The organism is Paenibacillus sp. XY044 (assembly GCF_002257645.1).
Taxonomy (GTDB): domain Bacteria; phylum Bacillota; class Bacilli; order Paenibacillales; family Paenibacillaceae; genus Paenibacillus_AQ.
On sequence record NZ_NQMO01000001.1, the window covers coordinates 203,816 to 222,776 of the forward strand.

General features: G+C 52.6%; 16 protein-coding genes. 15 read left to right on the plus strand and 1 reads right to left on the minus strand.

The window, feature by feature from the left end:
* The first annotated feature begins 385 nt into the window (after positions 1-385).
* The 6 genes from CJP46_RS00975 (at position 386) to CJP46_RS01000 (ending at position 5,635) form a co-directional block, all read left to right on the plus strand.
* Positions 386-1,084: a ribonuclease HII gene (locus CJP46_RS00975; RefSeq protein WP_094595008.1), complete on the plus strand. Its 699-nt coding sequence runs from the start codon at positions 386-388 to the stop codon at positions 1,082-1,084.
* Positions 1,085-1,505: 421 nt separating this feature from the next.
* Positions 1,506-3,548 carry a hypothetical protein gene (locus tag CJP46_RS00980; RefSeq protein ID WP_094593747.1) on the plus strand — a complete coding sequence of 681 codons (2,043 nt, stop codon included), beginning with the start codon at positions 1,506-1,508 and terminating at the stop codon, positions 3,546-3,548.
* Positions 3,545-3,847, plus strand: coding sequence for an EscU/YscU/HrcU family type III secretion system export apparatus switch protein (locus tag CJP46_RS00985; protein ID WP_094593748.1), 303 nt, complete (start codon positions 3,545-3,547; stop codon positions 3,845-3,847). The genes CJP46_RS00980 and CJP46_RS00985 overlap by 4 nt, the downstream gene beginning before the upstream one ends.
* Positions 3,844-4,230 carry a YraN family protein gene (locus CJP46_RS00990; protein ID WP_094593749.1) on the plus strand — a complete coding sequence of 129 codons (387 nt, stop codon included), beginning with the start codon at positions 3,844-3,846 and terminating at the stop codon, positions 4,228-4,230. Before CJP46_RS00985 ends, CJP46_RS00990 begins: the two co-directional genes overlap by 4 nt.
* Before the next feature lie 294 nt (positions 4,231-4,524).
* Positions 4,525-4,884, plus strand: coding sequence for a phage holin family protein (locus CJP46_RS37475; RefSeq protein ID WP_179280982.1), 360 nt, complete (start codon positions 4,525-4,527; stop codon positions 4,882-4,884).
* A 202-nt stretch (positions 4,885-5,086) separates the two neighbouring features.
* Positions 5,087-5,635, plus strand: coding sequence for an RNA 2'-phosphotransferase (locus tag CJP46_RS01000; protein WP_094593751.1), 549 nt, complete (start codon positions 5,087-5,089; stop codon positions 5,633-5,635).
* Between the two features lie 799 nt (positions 5,636-6,434).
* Here CJP46_RS01000 and CJP46_RS01005 read toward each other — a convergent pair.
* Complete coding sequence (locus tag CJP46_RS01005; RefSeq protein WP_094593752.1) at positions 6,435-8,027, minus strand: YifB family Mg chelatase-like AAA ATPase; 1,593 nt, start codon at positions 8,025-8,027, stop codon at positions 6,435-6,437.
* A gap of 333 nt (positions 8,028-8,360) precedes the next feature.
* Here CJP46_RS01005 and CJP46_RS01010 point away from each other — a divergent pair, with 333 nt between their 5' ends.
* The 9 genes from CJP46_RS01010 to flgB all read left to right on the plus strand — a co-directional run bounded on the left by CJP46_RS01010 (position 8,361) and on the right by flgB (position 18,960).
* A complete protein-coding gene (locus CJP46_RS01010; protein WP_094593753.1) occupies positions 8,361-8,831 on the plus strand; it encodes a MarR family winged helix-turn-helix transcriptional regulator in 471 nt (156 codons plus the stop codon).
* 313 nt (positions 8,832-9,144) lie between these two features.
* Positions 9,145-10,305, plus strand: coding sequence for an ADP-forming succinate--CoA ligase subunit beta (gene sucC / locus CJP46_RS01015; protein WP_094593754.1), 1,161 nt, complete (start codon positions 9,145-9,147; stop codon positions 10,303-10,305).
* Positions 10,306-10,339: 34 nt separating this feature from the next.
* Positions 10,340-11,269, plus strand: coding sequence for a succinate--CoA ligase subunit alpha (gene sucD, locus CJP46_RS01020; protein ID WP_094593755.1), 930 nt, complete (start codon positions 10,340-10,342; stop codon positions 11,267-11,269).
* A 128-nt stretch (positions 11,270-11,397) separates the two neighbouring features.
* Positions 11,398-12,516 (plus strand): DNA-processing protein DprA, encoded by a 1,119-nt coding sequence (gene dprA, locus CJP46_RS01025; protein WP_094593756.1) that lies wholly within the window; start codon positions 11,398-11,400, stop codon positions 12,514-12,516.
* A 53-nt stretch (positions 12,517-12,569) separates the two neighbouring features.
* On the plus strand, positions 12,570-14,672 hold the full coding sequence (gene topA, locus CJP46_RS01030; RefSeq protein WP_094593757.1) for a type I DNA topoisomerase: 2,103 nt from the start codon (positions 12,570-12,572) through the stop codon (positions 14,670-14,672).
* A gap of 25 nt (positions 14,673-14,697) precedes the next feature.
* Positions 14,698-16,038 (plus strand): FADH(2)-oxidizing methylenetetrahydrofolate--tRNA-(uracil(54)-C(5))-methyltransferase TrmFO, encoded by a 1,341-nt coding sequence (gene trmFO, locus CJP46_RS01035; RefSeq protein WP_094593758.1) that lies wholly within the window; start codon positions 14,698-14,700, stop codon positions 16,036-16,038.
* A gap of 18 nt (positions 16,039-16,056) precedes the next feature.
* Complete coding sequence (hslV, locus tag CJP46_RS01040; protein WP_094593759.1) at positions 16,057-16,599, plus strand: ATP-dependent protease subunit HslV; 543 nt, start codon at positions 16,057-16,059, stop codon at positions 16,597-16,599.
* Positions 16,600-16,615: 16 nt separating this feature from the next.
* On the plus strand, positions 16,616-18,019 hold the full coding sequence (gene hslU, locus CJP46_RS01045; protein ID WP_094593760.1) for an ATP-dependent protease ATPase subunit HslU: 1,404 nt from the start codon (positions 16,616-16,618) through the stop codon (positions 18,017-18,019).
* Positions 18,020-18,552: 533 nt separating this feature from the next.
* Complete coding sequence (gene flgB, locus CJP46_RS01050; protein WP_094593761.1) at positions 18,553-18,960, plus strand: flagellar basal body rod protein FlgB; 408 nt, start codon at positions 18,553-18,555, stop codon at positions 18,958-18,960.
* Position 18,961 lies beyond the last annotated feature (1 nt).

An 18,961-nucleotide genomic window follows, 5' to 3' on the forward strand; every position in this document is an offset into this window, starting at 1 on the left:
GTGCGCGGGTTAGAGGATCGGTGCTAAGGGCATGGTTCTTTTACTGCATGAGGACTGAAATGACGAGCCGTCGGGCTCGCTTGCCAGCAGGATTTGCGGGTCTAAATAGAGTAGAAGTTTTCGCTAAGATTTAGGGAACGGAGTTATCTTGTGACTAGGACAAAGTCACCCGTAAATGCATCTATTTATTGTGTTTTACCAAAGACAGAATAAATAAATGCAAAAGTGCATCTATTTTCGCCCAAATTTGTGGCAGCTTCTAACATGCAGGAAGTCACACCCCAATTTTGGAAGCGCTCGAGATGCCGTCTTTCGTTGGAATCCGCAGCCCGAACATAGTACAATAAAAAAGATAGATTGCGAGTTTGGTAGATTTGCCATGGGAATGAGCGGCAGAAACCTTCTGGCAGCTGCAGTACGGAGGAGGAAAGACAGCATGGATGCGGAAGAAATCGAGCAGTCCTCGAGGGACCTGCTAAAATATGAGCGCGAATACATAGAAAAAGATTATCGGTACATAGCGGGTGTCGACGAGGTTGGAAGAGGCTGTTTGTTTGGCGACGTGGTGGCGGCGGCGGTAATACTGCCGGAAGGACTCGTTCTGGAGGGCGTCGACGATTCGAAAAAATTGAGCGCCAAAAAACGGGACCTTCTATACGATGTTATTATGGAGCAGGCGCTTGCCATGAGCGTCGGGTATGTGGATGCCCGCACGATCGATGAGATCAACATTAAGCAGGCGGCCCGCCTGGCCATGAAAAAAGCGGTGCTTGGCCTGACGATCGCCCCGGATTTTCTGCTGGTGGATGCGGAGCGTGTGGATGTGACCGTTCCGCAGCTGGCGATCATCAAGGGGGACGCAAACAGCCAATCGATCGCCGCGGCTTCGATCGTGGCCAAGGTGAGCCGGGACCGGCTGTGTGAAGGGGAATGGGAGGCGAAATATCCCGAGTACGGGATCGCCATCCATAAGGGCTACGCAACCAAGCTGCACCGCGAGCAGCTGGCGGCTCTGGGACCTACGCCGATGCACCGCCGGAGCTTCTTGAAAAACATGGAAGTCGTGCAGCAGACCCTGTTCTAGGGCTGCTGTTTTTTTGTCAGGCAGGTGCGAAGTTTCGCCGACTACTGCTAGTTTTTACCGGAAAGGCTAGGCTGATTGTGTGGACTATTGATAGTGTATTTTTCCTTGCCGATCATCATCTCACGTCGATGATGAACAGACCAAGCTTACCAAAAAACAGTCCAACCTTAGTTGAAAGCGAAACGCTGTTCCGGGAAAAGACTTCTTTCACTTGGAATTGCAAGCTGCTGTGATGATGTTCAAGTTTCTAAAACCAGAAGAACTATGCATTTATGCCGACGTTGCAGGAGAGGGACACCTTTGGGTAATAAGAATTCTAACTCATGTAACAAAGATCGCATCACGGATAGACGGGCTACAGCCCGCGACTCTTTCAGCCGATAAATAAATAAGCGAAGCAATACGAAAGGGGGAGAGGGACTTGAATATCGGTTCACTGCTGCGCGGTATGATGGGGGATACCAAAGCGGGCGAGACCAAGCAGCTGGATTTGAAGGAAGGCCAGGTCGTCCGCGGCGTCGTGCTGAGCGTCTCCGAAGACGGCCAGGAGGCTGTCCTGCAGATCCAAGGCGTAAAAGTGCGAGCGGCGCTGGAAACGCCGCTGCAGCCCGGCCAGGCGGCGGTACTGCAGGTACAGCCGGACAATGGCGGTGGCCTCCCGGTATTGAAACCGATGCAGGGTTCCCCCTATGGGACCGGGACCCCGATGACGCTCGCAGATGTGCTGCAGTCGCTCGAACTGCCGGATACGCCGGAGAACCGGGCTATGCTGGAGGCGCTGCGGTCTTCGGGCGTATATGTAACGAAAGAAAACGCAGCCTTCTTCAAGGACGCGCTGACGTTGAAACCTGCTGGGGTCAGCACGGAGCAGTGGCTTAGCGCCACGGCGATTGCCAATCAGCGCGGACTTCCGCTGACGGGCGAAAGCATCCGCGGGCTGCAGCAGGCGGTATTCGGCCCGCCGGTGCACCAGCTGCTTCATGCGCTGGAGGAACAGCTGAATGCGTTCGCAGCGCAGGCTGCAGCGGGTTCGGAAGAAGCGGGCACCGCCGCCAAGAGTGGTCAGGCTGTCAATACGCCACCGGTTTTGGGACAGCAGCCGCCGGGTTCAATACCTGGAGCGGGTGTGCAGCCAGGAGCGGGCAGTATGGCAGCTCCGAAGTCTGAGCCAGCAGCTGCTGCTCGCAACCCAAGGAGCCCCGAGCAAATGGGAGATGCCGGGAAGTCAGCGGGGCGCGCGGCTGACGGATCATCCGCTGCCGGCACGGCTGCAGCGGGGTCCCATCCAGCGGAGGCACTTCAGCCGCTGGTCGCAAGGGTGCAGGCGCTGCTGCCGCAGCTGCGCGCGGCACCACTAACGGGTGCCGCCGCACCAACGCCCGCCCCGGCTGAGCCGGTGGGCGGGCCCACGGCCGGCGGCTTCGCCGCGCCGGCCGCGGAGCCTGCGCCGCAGCACGCGGCGCAGGGAGGCGAAGGCCCCGCGGGCACGGGGCCTTCGCCCAAGACGCCCCTGTCCCACGGCGCGGAGCCGTGGGTGGGGCGTCTCTTGAAGCTGCTCGGTGCGGAGCACGAGCAGCAAGGCGTGCGCGCGGCGCTGCAGCAGCCCGCGCAGGGGCCCGATGCCGCGGCGGGGAACGCGCGGCAGCCCATGGCTGCACCGGCCGCAGGCCAGGGTGCAGCGGCAGAAGCAGGCCCGGCACAGCCGGGGCCTGCACCGGGAGCGGCCAGCGCGGCAGTGGCCGCCGCTGCGCAGCCCGCTCCCCAAGCCGCGGACGGTGCGGAGCTGACCGTCCGGCCGCATGCGGTTCAGCAGCAGCATCCCGGCCCGGCGCAACACGCGGTCCGGCCGGAGCAGCTGGCTGAGCCCGCTGCGCGCATGGAGCAGGCGCTGCAGGAAACCGGGCAGCGCGACACGCTGAAGGGACTCCTCCTTCAGCTCGTCCAGGACGACACTGCGCCGCCGGCTTTGAAGGAAGCGGCGCAGCAGGTCATCTCGCAGCTGACCGGCCAGCAGCTGCTCCTGAACACGGACCGGACGGCCCCGTTCGCCCAGGTCACCTTGTTTTTGCCGCTGAACGGACCGGATGGCCAGGAGACGGCGTCGGTTCATGTTCAGTCCAGGCGTGGTCCCAAGGGGGAACTGGACGCTTCCAACTGCCGTTTGTGGTTTGATCTTCAGATGAAGCATCTCGGACAGACGCTGATCGACGTCCAGATCGTCGACCGAATCGTCAGTCTGAAGGTTCATAATGATCAGGAATGGGCTCAGTCCCTGGTGGAGGACAGACGGTCTGAAATCGCGGATGCCCTATCCTTCATCGGCTACCAGCTTCTAACGCTTAAAGCCGGTCCGCTCCCGTCCCTGGCGGTCGAGCCGCCAGCTGGTTCGAATCCGGCCATGAGCGGACACCGCGTGTCGGATTACGTGCCACAGAGCTACAAGGGGGTGGATATGAGGGTATGAGCAGCAAGCCGCAGGAGCCGTCCCCAATTTTAAAAAAAGCCGTCGCCCTCAAATACGCACCCGGTGACAACGAAGCCCCGGTAGTGGTTGCCAAAGGCCGGGGGAAAGTGGCGGATACAATTCTCGAGACGGCCAAGGAACACGGGGTTCCCGTTCAGGAGGACGCCGCGTTGGTGGAGGTCCTCTCCAAGCTGGACCTGGACCAGCAAATCCCGCCGGAACTGTATCACCTTGTCGCCGAGGTCCTCAGTTATATTTACCGGGCGGATCGGCTCGCTCGGGAAAGGCCATTTGAATGAACGGACGGGAAGGAAGAGCCAAGGATAACCGCCGTCAAAAAGGAGCAGCAGCTGAACAGGCAGCGGCGGACCTGCTGCTGTCTAAAGGCTATCGCATCCGGGACCGGAACTGGCGCTGCCGCAGTGGCGAACTGGACGTGATCGCTGAGGATGGCGGCGTCATAGTCTTTGTGGAGGTGCGCAGCCGGACCACCGGCACCTCTTTCGGCACAGCAGCGGAGTCCGTTAATTTCCGCAAAATCCGCCAGGTCCGCAGCACGGCCGAGGTTTATCTTCACGCACAGCGGCTGGAGGATCGAGAGATTCGCTTTGACGTCGTTGCCGTGAAGTTGGGACGCGATTTGAGCATTGCCGCGATGGATCATATTCAGGGAGCGTTCTAGGACGATCCCGGCATAAAAAACTTCCAATAGCATGTTATTGGAAGTTTTTTTATTATCCAATTTTCACAGAGGCTGGCTCGATCCACTCAATTGACGGAAAAATAAAGGTAAAAGTCCTTTTGGAGGATTCCTTTCAAGTTTGGTACTTTGGAGGATTGCAGGACCTTCTTGAGCATAGAGATATTATTACAGCTATAATCATTATAGAGTCAAAAATGGCCCTTAAAAAAAGTAATTATTTTCCTGAATATGATGGTAATATGAACTATAAAAAGACGATTCATGGGAGGTATCATGAGGAATATTTTGAATTTTCTTGTGACTTTTTTGGTGTTCTGGGTAGGCAATCAGTACTTTAATCAATATATTTCGATCACAGACACTAAAACTTTAGTAATTGCATCTCTTCTCATGTTCATCATTAGTCTTTTATTCAGTTTAGCCATGGTACTATCGGTTATGTTGATCACTGTAGGGATCGGGTGTTTAACCACACCAGCTTTAATAATTGCCTCGATAGTACTGACACCAATTAAACTTTGGCTTCTAGACAAATACCTTAATGGATTTGAGATACATGGATTTTGGACATACGTGATACTTACTATTGTTCTTAGTATATTCACAGCGAAAGTAAAGGAGAGACATGACTAAAGAGATGACAAAAAGCATGTGATGTGTTACCCATCTCAATTGTGTTTATATTTTCGCTTCCAGAAGATAAACGATTTATTGCAGTAGGTATATTTCCATCAATATTTTGGATTTTGTATTATTCATGGATCGCATTAGAGAATAGAAAAAAAGATACTTAGAACAAATATTTTATTAGGAAAGAAGAAGGGAGGGAGACAAAATGCTTAACAGTAAACAGGAAGAAAGCTTAAGCAAATTTATGAGTAAAATACTCAGACATACTCCTGAACAATTCGGGATTGAATTAGATCATGAAGGCTATTGTGACATCCGGGATCTGATTAACGGAATAAAATCTGAGAAAAGATGGTCTGCAGTAAGTGAGTCAGATATCAAGCAAGTTGTAGATCATTGTCCGAAGCAAAGATATGAAATTGTTAATGGGTACATAAGAGCCAATTATGGTCATAGTTCAGGGAGATTAGAGTACAAAGAAGCCATTCCACCATCAATTCTTCTTCATGGGACGAACGCAAAGGTTGCTGCTGTGATCTTGTCTGAAGGAATAAAGCCAATGGGTAGAAAATATGTACATTTATCTGAAGGAGTTGAGTTCGCAAGCTTAGCAGGTAAGAGAAGAGGAGAACTTGTTATACTTCAGGTTGATACTCAACGAGCCGTTCAGGATAATGTGAAGTTTTATCTTGCCAATAATGGTGTTTGGCTCGCCGATTTTGTACCTGCCAGGTACTTGACTAAGTTTCAGTAAAACGTATTTTTCTTATAATCATATCCTGGAGAGAAGATTGGGTTATGAAAGAGATAAGGATTTAATTATCGAAGTTTTAAAGTATATCGAAGAGCACAATAAAGCTACTAATAACATGTAAAAATCAAGTGGGACGACAGCGTAGAGGAGCGTGTATTGTGCAGTTACATGGCTTTGGTCATGACGAAAAAAATCTGCCTTTAATGGCAGTTTTTTTGTTTGTGAGCCCCGGTGTCTCTGTCTCTTCTGATGATTTCAAAAAGGCGCCTCATATCCCCTAATAACGTCTGTGGCTGAGCATCTAGCTGCTGGTAGAGCTCAGCGTTCCTCTTTTGTAGGTTAGATAGTTATACCTACCGCATGGGTAGGGAAACTTGCGTTGAGTATGCCGTATTTCGTCGAGTGAAAGAAGAACTGTACGGAGCAAAGTTCTCCAAATCGTTCTTGGAGAACACCTTGACGATGCGGCGGGTCTTGGCTCAACCTACCGTGGTACGCACCCGAGTGTGCATGACAAACGCCATAAAAAGCCCTCCACAAAGAAATTAGACGCAGGGAATGCGTCATTCGGATTTTCTCCAACCGTGATTACGTATTTCGCATTTCGGTCCGTTGCTCGTGATGCAGGATGGCGAATGGGCCAACGACAAAAGGGTATATTGAACTCAAGGAGTACTAAACCATGGTACAAGACCAAGACCCAAACAAACTTAATTTTATTGACGAGGATTTTACACATAATTATGTATTTAAACCGTGAATCACTTTAATAGGGTTATATCGCAAATTTGCATTCCATTCACCCCAACACCGTGATCTGGGGCCGGTCCAGATTCCGGTATTGGATCGCTTCCGCCACATGGTTGAAGGCGATATTCTCCACGCCGTCCAGGTCGGCGATCGTCCGGGCCAGCTTCAGGATGCGGTCATATGCCCGCATGCTGAGGCCCAGCGTCTCAATCGTTTGATGGAGCATATCGGCTGAAGCCGAATCGAGCCTGGCAAAGCGGCGGAGCGCACCGCCGGTCAGCTCGCTGTTCCAGCTGCCATAACCGCTGCCGTATCGTTTTTGCTGACGGGCATGGGCTTCGAGTACCTGACTGCGCATGTCGGCCGAAGATAGGCTCGGTGCATCCGTAGACCATTCCTTGGGACGGGGGACTTCGACCTGAAGATCGATCCGGTCGAGCAGCGGACCGGAAATTTTGGCACGGTATTGGGCGATCCGGCTGAAGCTGCACGTGCATTGATGCTCCGGGTGATCGCTACCCAGGTATCCGCACGGACACGGATTCATCGAAGCTGCCAGCATGAAGTGTGCCGGGAAGGTGTGCACGGCACGCGCCCTGCTGATCGTCACTGTCTTGTCCTCAAGCGGCTGCCGGAGCACTTCTAGCACCTGCCGGTTGAATTCCGGCAGCTCGTCCAGAAACAGGATGCCCCGGTGGGCCAGGCTGACCTCTCCCGGCTTAGGTATCGTTCCTCCACCGATCAAACCTCCGGAAGAGATCGTATGGTGTGGGGAGCGAAAAGGACGTCTGCGGATCAGGCCGGATCCGGGTTCCTTCAATTTTCCGGCCGCACTGAATATTTTGGTCGTTTCGAGCGCTTCCTGCTCCGTCATGAAGGGCAGGATGGTCGGCAAACGCTTAATGAGCATTGTTTTGCCGGTTCCGGGCGGTCCGATCAGCATAATGTTGTGCATGCCGGCGGCAGCGATCGTGAGCGCCCTTTTGACATGGAGCTGGCCTAGCACGTCAGCATAATCTTCCATAGGAGAATGCTCCGGTATGGAAGCAGCGGAGGAAACCGATTCTCGCAGCAGCGGGGATAAGCTTTGAATCCTAAGGGGCTGGTTTTTGCCAGGAGCGTCTGCAGCCGATTGTTCTGCGGCGAGCTCACGCAGCTCGTTCAAATGCCGGATGGCATAAATATTCATATGTTCAATTAAGCCAGCCTCTTCGGCATTCGCTTCCGGCAGCAGAACGGCGGTGAATCCCTCGCGCTTCGCCCTGTCCACCATGGACAGAACGCCGTTAACGGGCCTCAGGCTGCCGTCGAGTGCCATTTCGCCGATGAGTAGCAGTTTCTCGTCTTGCGGAAGCAGGAGCTGTCCGCTCGTCACGAGAATGCCCAAGGCAATGGCCAGGTCAAAAGCGGAACCTTCCTTCTTCAGGTCAGCCGGCGCAAGATTAATCGTGACGCGCTGAAGCGGGAAGGAGAAGCCGCAATTTTTGATGCCGGCGCGAACGCGCTCGATCGCTTCCCGGATGGCGGAGTCTGGAAGTCCGATAATGCTCGTCTGCGGCAGGCCGTTGGAAATGTCGACCTCCACCTGAATGATGACTCCGTCAATTCCGTATAAACATGTACTGTGCATTTTTCCATACATACAATAAAGCACCCCTATTCCCCGGCGGATTCTCTAAAAATTAGAACTCATCACCGTTATTGACGGAAAAAAGGTGCTTCCTTATTTTCGCTTTGATTTACAAAAATTGTAGGTCTGCAGGCGGCAAAAGTCAAGAAGGAGGGCATAGGTGCAGGATGTATCGATAAGTTAGTTATGTTGTGATTAACAATTGATTTGTTGTTTAAAATTTAAAAGTATACAATGGAATTGTATGACATCAATTGTCCCCACAAAAGATATGGCGCAATTACCATGATAATGTGACAAAATTATGATAATATTATGACAAGAAGGCAGGTGAAGACGAAAGTGATGAAACCAAGTGAAATGAATCCGCAGCTGCAGCTGGAAAATCAGCTGTGCTTTACCATCTATGCATGTTCGCGTGAAATCACCAAGCTGTACCAGCCCCATTTGGAGAAGCTCGGTGTGACATATTCCCAGTATTTGGTCCTGCTTGTGCTTTGGGAGCGGGGGCAGTGTACCGTGAAGGAGCTTGGGGAGGCTCTTTTCCTGGATTCCGGGACCTTGACGCCGCTGCTGAAGAGACTGCAGGCCGCAGGCCTCATTCACCGTGAGCGCTCTGCCCAGGACGAACGGAAGGTCATCATCACATTGACGGACGAAGGGAACATGCTCAAGGAGAAGGCGCTAAACGTTCCAACTGCCATGCAGCAGGAGCTGTGCCTGAACGAGAATGAATTCGGGCATTTACTGGGCCAGTTCAAGACGCTGTTGAACCGCGTCCATCACAGCAACGAGGAGCATGAGGGTAAATTGTGAAGATCAGAGCGATTTTTGCAGAAACGCATCTGCAAATCCGTCGCTCTTTTTTTAGGTCATAGAATTATAAATGTTCAGCGGGGCCGCATGGAAAAATATCGGATGTAAGACGTACTTTGCGGGCGTATTTTACCATCAAATTCCAAATATTCTCTCAAACGGATTAAACCGATATCAAAAAGCTGTCGATGGAAACGCAGTTTCTTAAGGTAAGCGTTTTAAAAACATGTTACAATAGCTTGGGTTTATATTATTTTCCAAGAGATATCAGAACCCGCCTTGTAGCAGTCATGTTGATAGGAGGATACCGTAAATGAATATCCATGAATATCAAGGAAAACAAGTGTTAAAGCAGTATGGCGTTGCCGTCCCGAACGGAAAGGTGGCCTACACCGTGGAAGAAGCGGTTGAAGCCGCTAAATCCCTGGGCAGCCAAGTAACGGTTGTCAAAGCGCAAATCCATGCAGGCGGCCGCGGTAAAGCCGGCGGCGTCAAAGTGGCCAAGAACCTGGACGAGGTTCGTACTTACGCTGAGGAAATCCTCGGCAAAGTGCTCGTAACGCATCAGACAGGCCCGGAAGGTAAAGAAGTCAAACGGCTTCTGATCGAAGAGGGCTGCGATATCCGCAAGGAATATTACGTCGGCGTCGTCGTTGACCGCGCTACCGGACGTGTCGTGATGATGGCATCAGAAGAAGGCGGAACGGAAATCGAAGAGGTTGCCGCTGCTACGCCTGAGAAAATTTTCAAAGAAGTGGTGGATCCGGCCGTAGGCCTGCAGGTGTTCCAAGCACGCAGACTGGCCTATGCCATCAACATCCCTAACGAGCTGGTCAACAAAACAGTTCAGTTTATGATCGCGCTGTACAACGCCTTTGTAGACAAAGACTGCTCCATCGCGGAAATCAACCCTCTGGTTGTAACGGGTGACGGCAACGTCATGGCTCTCGATGCCAAGCTGAACTTTGATTCCAACGCACTGTTCCGGCACAAAGACATTCAAGAGCTTCGCGACTTGGACGAAGAGAATGAGAAAGAAATCGAAGCTTCCAAATACGACCTGAGCTACATAGCTCTCGACGGCAACATCGGCTGTATGGTCAACGGCGCAGGCCTTGCCATGGCAACGATGGATATTATCAAGTACTACGGCGGAGACCCGGCCAACTTCCTCGACGTAGGGGGCGGTGCCACGAAGGAGAAGGTTACCGAGGCGTTCAAGATCATCCTGTCGGATGAGCAGGTCAAAGGTATTTTCGTCAACATCTTCGGCGGAATCATGCGCTGTGACGTGATCGCCGAGGGTGTGGTTGAAGCTGCCAAGCAGCTCGGCCTGACCCGGCCTCTTGTTGTGCGTCTTGAAGGAACCAACGTGGATCTGGGCAAGAAAATTCTGGCTGAATCCGGCCTGAACATCGTGCCTGCCGACTCTATGGCTGACGGCGCCCAAAAAATTGTCTCACTCGTAAAATAGAATCTGTAAAATACGATAGGGGATGTGAACAAACGTGAGTATTTTGGTCGATAAAAATACAAAAGTAATCACACAGGGCATCACCGGCAAAACCGCCCTTTTCCATGCGAAAGGCGCCCTTGACTACGGCACGCAAATGGTCGGAGGAACGTCTCCGGGCAAAGGCGGCACCAAGGTTGACATTACGCTGGAGAACGGCCAAACGGTCAGCCTGCCCGTATTTAACACGGTCGTAGAAGCCAAGGAAGCGACTGGCGCGACCGCGAGCGTTATCTACGTTCCGCCGGCATTTGCGGCCGATTCCATCATGGAAGCCGTCGATGCGGAGATGGACCTGGTCATCTGTATTACGGAAGGCATTCCGGTGCTGGACATGGTGAAAGTGTCCCGCTATATGGAAGGCAAGAAGACCGTTCTGATCGGACCGAACTGCCCAGGGGTCATCACTCCAGGCGAATGTAAAATCGGCATTATGCCGGGCTACATCCATACACCGGGCCATGTAGGCGTCGTATCCCGCAGCGGAACGCTGACTTATGAAGCGGTTCATCAATTGACGACCCGCGGCATCGGCCAGTCCTCCGCGGTAGGCATTGGCGGTGACCCGGTGAAAGGCTCGGAATTCATCGATATTTTGAGCCGTTTTAACGACGATACGAACACCTATGCCGTCATTATGATCGGCGAAATCGGCGGTACGGCGGAAGAAGAGGCAGCGGAATGGATCCGTGCCAACATGACCAAGCCGGTCGTCGGCTTTATCGGCGGCGTTACCGCGCCTCCGGGCAAACGCATGGGACATGCGGGCGCCATTATCTCCGGCGGTAAGGGTACGGCGAAAGAAAAGATCGCCAAGCTCGAAGAGTGCGGCATCAAAGTCGCTCCGACGCCTTCGGAAATGGGCTCTACGCTGGTAAGCGTTCTGGAAGAGCGCGGCCTGCTGGAAAAGTGCACGACTCACTAATTAAACCGGCCGTCATTTACGGTTCAAAGGTAAGCAACCTTTTATTTCTCCATCCGGGGAATAAAGGGTTGCTTTTTTGTGTTTTTAACACAGGGAAACTGGAAAATATAAGGAGGGGCGGGAATCGCATGAAGGACGAACGATGGCTGCTGATCGCACTGCACGAGACGGAAGGGGTCGGAAGGAAGAGCATTGCCAGGCTGCGCGGGCAGGGTATGTTCTCCGGAGACATGCTTTATTATAATAGTAGAGATTGGGAGGAAGCAGGTTTTTCGGAGGAAAAGGCGAAGCTTTTATCTGAACGGATCACACCCGATTTGATCGAAGAACTGAAATCCCGTAAGCTTGAGGGAGGCTCTGGCATCCTGACTTTTTTGGATGAGGATTATCCTCCGTATTTGAAGGAGATTGCAGAGCCGCCATGGGTATTGTACTGTACCGGAAAACGTGGATTGCTGCAAACGCCCGGTCTCGCCATGGTCGGGACACGTTTACCGACGGCCTATGGCCGCAAGGTCGGCCAGGAGCTGGCGGAGGGCATCAGCTCGGCTGGATTCACGATCGTCAGCGGCATGGCCAGAGGCATCGACAGTGTCTGCCATGAAGCCGCTCTTGCCTGTGGCGGAAGCACGATCGCGGTGATGGGAACCGGACACGGGGTGATCTATCCGCCAGAGAATAGAGGACTGTATGAGCGTATAGCCCAGAGTGGACTCATTCTGACGGAATACCCTTCGGGGACCAAATCGCATCCCGGTTTGTTTCCTCAGCGCAACCGCATCATCGCCGGCTTGACGCTCGGGACGCTGGTCGTCGAAGCGGATTCGCGCAGCGGATCTTTGATAACGGCGGACCTTGCCCTTGAAACCGGCAGGGATGTGTTTGCAGTACCTGGGCCGGTCACTTCGCCCAAGAGCCGGGGGGCGCTGAATTTGATTAAACAAGGCGCCAAAATGGTGCTGAATGCCGAAGACGTGATCGAGGAATATGATTCATGGTTGCAAAAAGGGTTTGAAGATACATACAATAGGGAGCGTCAGATGTTAGAGGACACGCGGCAGTCTGCAGATCATTTGACAATGGATGAGCTTGCGATATACCATATATTGGAACAAGGGCCGTCCACATTGGATGAGCTGCTGCAGCGAACCGGATGGGATTTTGGACATTTGCATTCAGTTCTGTTATCTTTAATCATAAAAAAGCAGATTACCCAATTATCTGGTGCTATATACAAGCTTATATAACAAGAGTTTATTGACGACGATTCACAGAATTGTTCGGAAAGGGGGATGAACCTATGGCTGACTCACTTGTCATCGTGGAATCGCCGGCCAAAGCGAAAACGATCGGCAAATATTTAGGCAGCAAGTTTATCGTAAAGGCTTCGATGGGTCACGTTCGTGATCTTCCGAAGAGCCAAATCGGGGTTGAGGTCGAAAATGATTTTAATCCGAAATATATTACGATTCGCGGAAAGGGCTCCGTATTAAAGGAATTAAAGGACGCCAGCAAAAAAGTAAAAAAGGTTTATCTCGCAGCCGACCCCGATCGTGAGGGTGAAGCGATTGCCTGGCATCTTGCCCATGCCTTGGAGTTGGACGATACGGAGAGCTGCCGCGTCGTGTTTAACGAAATTACGAAACAGGCAGTCAAGGACGCATTTAAAACGCCGCGCAAAATCAATATGGACCTGGTCAACGCCCAGCAGGCCAGACGCATTCTGGACCGGCTCGTCGGTTACAAGATCAGTCCGCTTTTGTGGAAAAAGGTGAAGAAGGGTCTGTCCGCGGGCCGTGTCCAATCGGTGGCGGTCAAGATCATCATCGACCGGGAAAACGAAATCAACGCGTTCATACCGGAAGAGTACTGGTCCATCACGGCCCAGCTCGCTAAAGGAGATTCCGTTTTTGAAGCGAAATTCCAGCAGCTGAACGGCCAGAAGAAAGAACTGTCGCGCGAGGATGAAGTGAACGAAGTGCTCGCGGCCATTAAAGGGGCCACCTTTAAAGTCAGCGAAGTGAAGGAGAAGGAACGCCAGCGGCATCCTTCGCCTCCGTTTACAACAAGCTCCCTGCAGCAGGAAGCTGCCCGGAAGCTTAATTTCCGTGCCGCGAAAACGATGTCCGTCGCCCAGCAGCTGTACGAAGGCGTAGAGCTTGGGAAAGAAGGGACCGTCGGTCTCATCACTTATATGCGTACGGATTCCACCCGGATTGCCGGATCGGCCCAGGAGGAAGCAAAGGAATTTATTAGCGGGAAGTACGGCGATACATTTGTCCCCGAATCTCCGCGGGAGTATTCCAAAAAATCGGCGAATGCCCAGGATGCCCACGAAGCGATCCGGCCGACTTCGGTTATGCGCGATCCCGACTCGGTGAAGGCGTTCATGAGCCGTGATCAATACCGTCTTTACAAGCTCGTTTGGGAACGTTTCGTTGCCAGTCAGATGGCTTCTGCCATACTGGATACGCTTTCCGTCGATATCGCCGCCGGGCCTGCCGTATTCCGCGCAACCGGTTCGAAAGTCCGCTTCCAGGGCTTTATGAAGGTATATGTGGAAGGCAACGACGACGGCACAACGGAAGAAGAGAAGTTTTTGCCTGCGCTGACCGTGGGTGATAAGCTGAAGAAGGAAGATATCGAACCGAAGCAGCACTTCACGCAGCCGCCTCCGCGCTATACCGAAGCCCGGTTGGTCCGGGCGATGGAGGAGCTCGGGATCGGACGGCCAAGTACGTATGCGCCGACGCTGGAGACGATCCAAAAGCGCGGTTACGTGGCGATCGAAGAAAAAAAGTTCATTCCAACCGAGTTGGGTGAATTGATCATTGAGCAAATGGAACAGTTTTTCCCGGAAATTCTCGATGTGGAATTTACGGCCCACATGGAAGACGACCTCGACCATGTCGAGGAAGGCTCTGAGGATTGGGTCAAGGTGTTGGCCGAATTTTATTCTTCCTTTGAAAAGCGCTTGGAAGTGGCCGAGGAAGAAATGAAGGAAATCGAAATCGAGGACGAGGTGTCCGACGAAATTTGCGACAAATGCGGCAGACCGATGGTATACAAATTGGGTCGGTTCGGCAAATTCCTCGCCTGCTCCGGATTTCCGGAATGCCGGAACACGAAGCCGATCGTCAAGGATATCGGAGTCACTTGTCCGAAATGTAAGGAAGGGCACGTGGTCGAACGCCGAAGCAAGAAGGGGCGGATTTTCCACGGCTGCGACCGCTATCCGGAATGCGATTTCGTATCCTGGGATAAGCCGTCGCCGAAGCCTTGTCCGAAATGCGGCTCCCTGATGGTCGAGAAGCGCAACAAACAGGGAGTACGGCTCCAATGCACGGCATGCGATCATACCGAGCCCCTGGAAGATAACGAAGACAACGAAGAAATCTTGTAACTGTAAACAGCAGGGGGTAATGAAGTTGACAGAAGTACAGCAGGTAACCGTCATCGGAGCAGGTCTGGCAGGCAGCGAGGCTGCCTGGCAGATCGCGAGCCGGGGGGTTCCCGTGAAGTTATACGAAATGCGTCCGGTTGTGAAGACGCCAGCGCACCATACGGACAAATTCGCCGAACTCGTCTGCACCAATTCGCTGCGTGCCAACGGGCTCAGTAACGCAGTCGGCGTCATCAAAGAAGAAATGCGGATGCTGGATTCGCTGATCCTGAAGTCCGCCGACAAAAATGCGGTTCCTGCCGGAGGAGCTCTGGCGGTGGACCGCGATGGTTTTTCCGGGGATATTACGAGCACGCTCCATAACCATCCGCTGATTGAAGTCGTAAATGAAGAAATTCAGCATATACCAGAAGAAGGGATCGTCGTCATCGCCACAGGCCCGCTGACTTCGCCTGCGCTCTCCGCAGAGATTAAAGCGCTCATGGGCGAAGAGTATTTCTACTTCTATGACGCGGCAGCTCCAATCGTAGAGAAAGACTCCATCGATATGAGCAAAGTATACCTGGCTTCCCGCTACGATAAAGGCGAAGCGGCTTACTTAAACTGTCCGATGACCGAAGAGGAGTTCAACGCGTTCTATGACGCGCTGGTCAATGCGGAAGTCGCGCAGTTGAAAGAGTTTGAGAAGGAAGTGTACTTCGAAGGATGCATGCCGATCGAGGTCATGATGAAACGGGGCAAGCAAACGGCGCTGTTCGGGCCGATGAAGCCGGTGGGGCTGGTGAACCCGCATACGGGCGAACTTCCTCATGCGGTTGTGCAGCTGCGCCAAGATAATGCTGCAGGCACGCTGTACAATCTGGTCGGCTTCCAAACCCACCTCAAATGGGGCGAGCAGAAGCGCGTATTCTCCATGATTCCGGGACTGGAAAATGCGGAATATGTGCGCTACGGCGTCATGCACCGGAACACATTCATCAACTCGCCGAAGCTGCTCCAACCGACCTATCAGCTGAAAACGAATGAGAACCTGTTTTTTGCCGGTCAAATGACGGGGGTAGAGGGATATGTGGAATCTGCCGCTTCCGGGCTTATAGCGGGCATCAATGCTGCGAGAAAGGCGCTTGGCCAGGACCTTGTCGTGTTCCCTGACACAAGCACACTTGGCAGCATGGCTCACTATATTACGACTGCAGATTCGGAGCACTTCCAGCCGATGAACGCCAACTTCGGCCTGCTGCCGAAACTGGAGAAGAAAATCCGTAACAAAAAAGAAAAGAACGAGGCGCTGGCCAATCGGGCTTTGGAGACGATTGCCGCGTTCATCCGGGAAGCCGAACTAGCAACTGAACATCAGGAAGTATAGATTAGGAGGTCTGTAGGTATGGATTTATCTTTTCATGCGACAACCATTTGCGCTGTACGCCATAACGGAAAAGCGGCGATCGCCGGTGACGGCCAGGTGACCTTCGGTGAAAATGTCATTATGAAGCAGACCGCCAAAAAGGTGCGCCGCCTGTACAGAGGCCAGGTTGTTGCCGGCTTTGCAGGCTCTGTGGCGGATGCCATCACCCTTTTTGAAAAATTCGAGAACAAACTGGAGGAGCATCACGGCAATTTGCAGCGTGCCGCCGTGGAACTCGCCAAGGACTGGCGCCAGGACCGCGTTCTCCGCAAGCTTGAGGCACTCATGATCGTTATGGATAAAACCGGCATGCTGCTCATTTCCGGGGGCGGTGAAATTATCGAGCCGGACGACGACGTGCTGGCGATTGGCTCAGGAGGCAATTTTGCACTCTCTGCCGGACGGGCGCTGAAGCGTCACGCCCAAGACTTGGAAGCGAAGGATATCGCGCGGGAAGCTTTGCAAATTGCTTCGGAAATCTGCATATACACCAACGGAAATATCATTGTGGAAGAGTTGTAAGGGTGGAGGAATGCATATGGATAACCAAAGTATGACGCCAAGACAAATCGTGGCCGAACTGGATAAATACATTGTAGGCCAGAAGCAGGCGAAGAAATCCGTCGCCGTCGCACTACGAAACCGTTACCGCCGCAATCGGCTTCCGGAGGACGTTCGGGACGAAATCGTCCCGAAGAACATCCTGATGATCGGTCCGACGGGGGTGGGCAAGACCGAAATCGCCAGACGTTTGGCGAAACTGGTCAATGCGCCTTTCGTGAAGATCGAAGCCACCAAATTTACGGAAGTGGGATACGTCGGCCGCGACGTGGAATCCATGGTCCGCGATTTGATCGAAACGTCCATCCGCATGGTCAAAGCGGAGCGGACGGAGAAAGTAAAGGACCGGGCGGAAGAGCTCGCCAACGACCGAATCGTGCAAATTCTCGTTCCGCCTGCCGGTAAAAACAAGGCGCAGCGCAACCCGTTTGAAATGCTGTTCGGCAACGGCAACCAGAATGCGCAAGAAACCGAGGAGGATAAGGAGCAGGACAGCACCGTGGCCGAACGCCGGCGCCAGGTGAAGTTTAAGCTCCAGTCCGGCAGCCTAGAAGATGACATGATCGAAATCGACGTTGAAGACAACTCGCCGACGATGATGGATATGCTGGCCGGGCAAGGGAATGACCAGATGGGCATGAACATGCAGGAAATGTTCGGCAGCCTTCTGCCCCGCCGGACGAAGAAGCGGAAGCTGCCGATCCGGGAAGCGCGCAAGGTGCTGACGCAGGAGGAAGCGACGAAGCTGATCGATATGGACGACGTTATCGCCGATTCGGTTCTTCGTGCCGAGCAGTCGGGTATTATCTTTATCGACGAAATTGATAAAGTTGCCAGCCAGGGCAAAGGTACGGGGCCTGACGTGTCCCGTGAAGGTGTCCAAAGGGATATTCTCCCGATCGTGGAAGGATCGACGGTCATGACTAAATACGGACCGGTAAAGACGGATTTTATCCTCTTTATCGCAGCGGGTGCATTCCATATCGCGAAACCGTCCGACCTCATTCCCGAGCTTCAGGGCCGCTTCCCAATCCGCGTGGAGCTGAGCAGCCTGACTCTCGACGACTTCGTGTCGATTCTGACCGAGCCGAAGAACGCTTTGACCAAGCAGTATACGGAATTGCTCAAAACCGAGGACATCGAGGTCAAATTCGATCCGGAAGCGATCCGGGAAATCGCCAAAATTGCCGCGACCGTTAACCAGAACACCGAGAATATCGGCGCGCGCAGACTGCATACGATTCTGGAAAAGCTGCTCGAGGATTTGTCGTTTGAGGCTCCAGAGCTGACTCTAGAGAACATGATCATTACGCCGGAATACGTGCGCGAGAAGCTGGCCGACATCGCCCAGGATCGCGATTTGAGCCAATATATATTATAAACCGACAAAATTGTCGTTTCGTGGACATGTCAGAAGGATGAACATCCTCCGGGCATGTCTTTTTGTTGTGGTCAGAGAAGATGACCGGAGAAAGGAAAGACAGTCCAGATATCGCAATGAATACCAAGCCGACAAGGGGAGCGATTCTGGTAAGCGTATACACAAGAGACGTTATTTTGCGACACTTTCGCAAATCTGAAATTCTAGGACTACTCCGCTTGAGTTTTTATCGAATTGTGACATCAGCCCTGTCCTATGTAAGCCCATAAACCCTTATCCTGCAAAGATTTAGCAAAGTTTTCAGAGAAATTAAGAACAAAGACCTTCTTTCTGGGAAAAGATAGGGCTTTTTTCTTATTGTAATATGTCCCAATCTTTAAGAAACTTAGGATATACGACAATATAGTAATTTTTTCTACTTTAGACCTAGAACAAGCAATATTTCTAAGGACTTTTGTCGAAAAAAAGTGAAATTGGGAAGAAAGTTCCCCGAGGCGAAACAGTAAAGTTATGGAAAATAAGGGGGATGCGGAATGGATTTGCTGAACAGCGTCAGCTTTCAACGCTTGGAAGGCGGACTTCAGGCGGCAAACACGCGCCAGAGGGTCATTGCGAACAACATTGCCAATGTCGATACGCCTTATTTCAAGCGGTCCGAAGTGTCGTTTGAAAGCCTGCTTCAGCAGGAAATAAATGGATCTGCGCCTCAGCTTCGCGGCAGGGTCACCGATCCCCGGCACTTCGTCATAGGTCCTACGAATTCGGTCCCGGATCCAGTTGTAACGGAGGACCAATCGACAGCCATGAACAACAATATGAACAATGTGGATATTGACCGGGAGATGTCCGCACTGGCTGATAATCAGCTTCAGTACAATGCCTATATCCAGCAGATGAACGACCAGATCAAAATGATGCGGACAGCTATTGAAGGGAGATAAT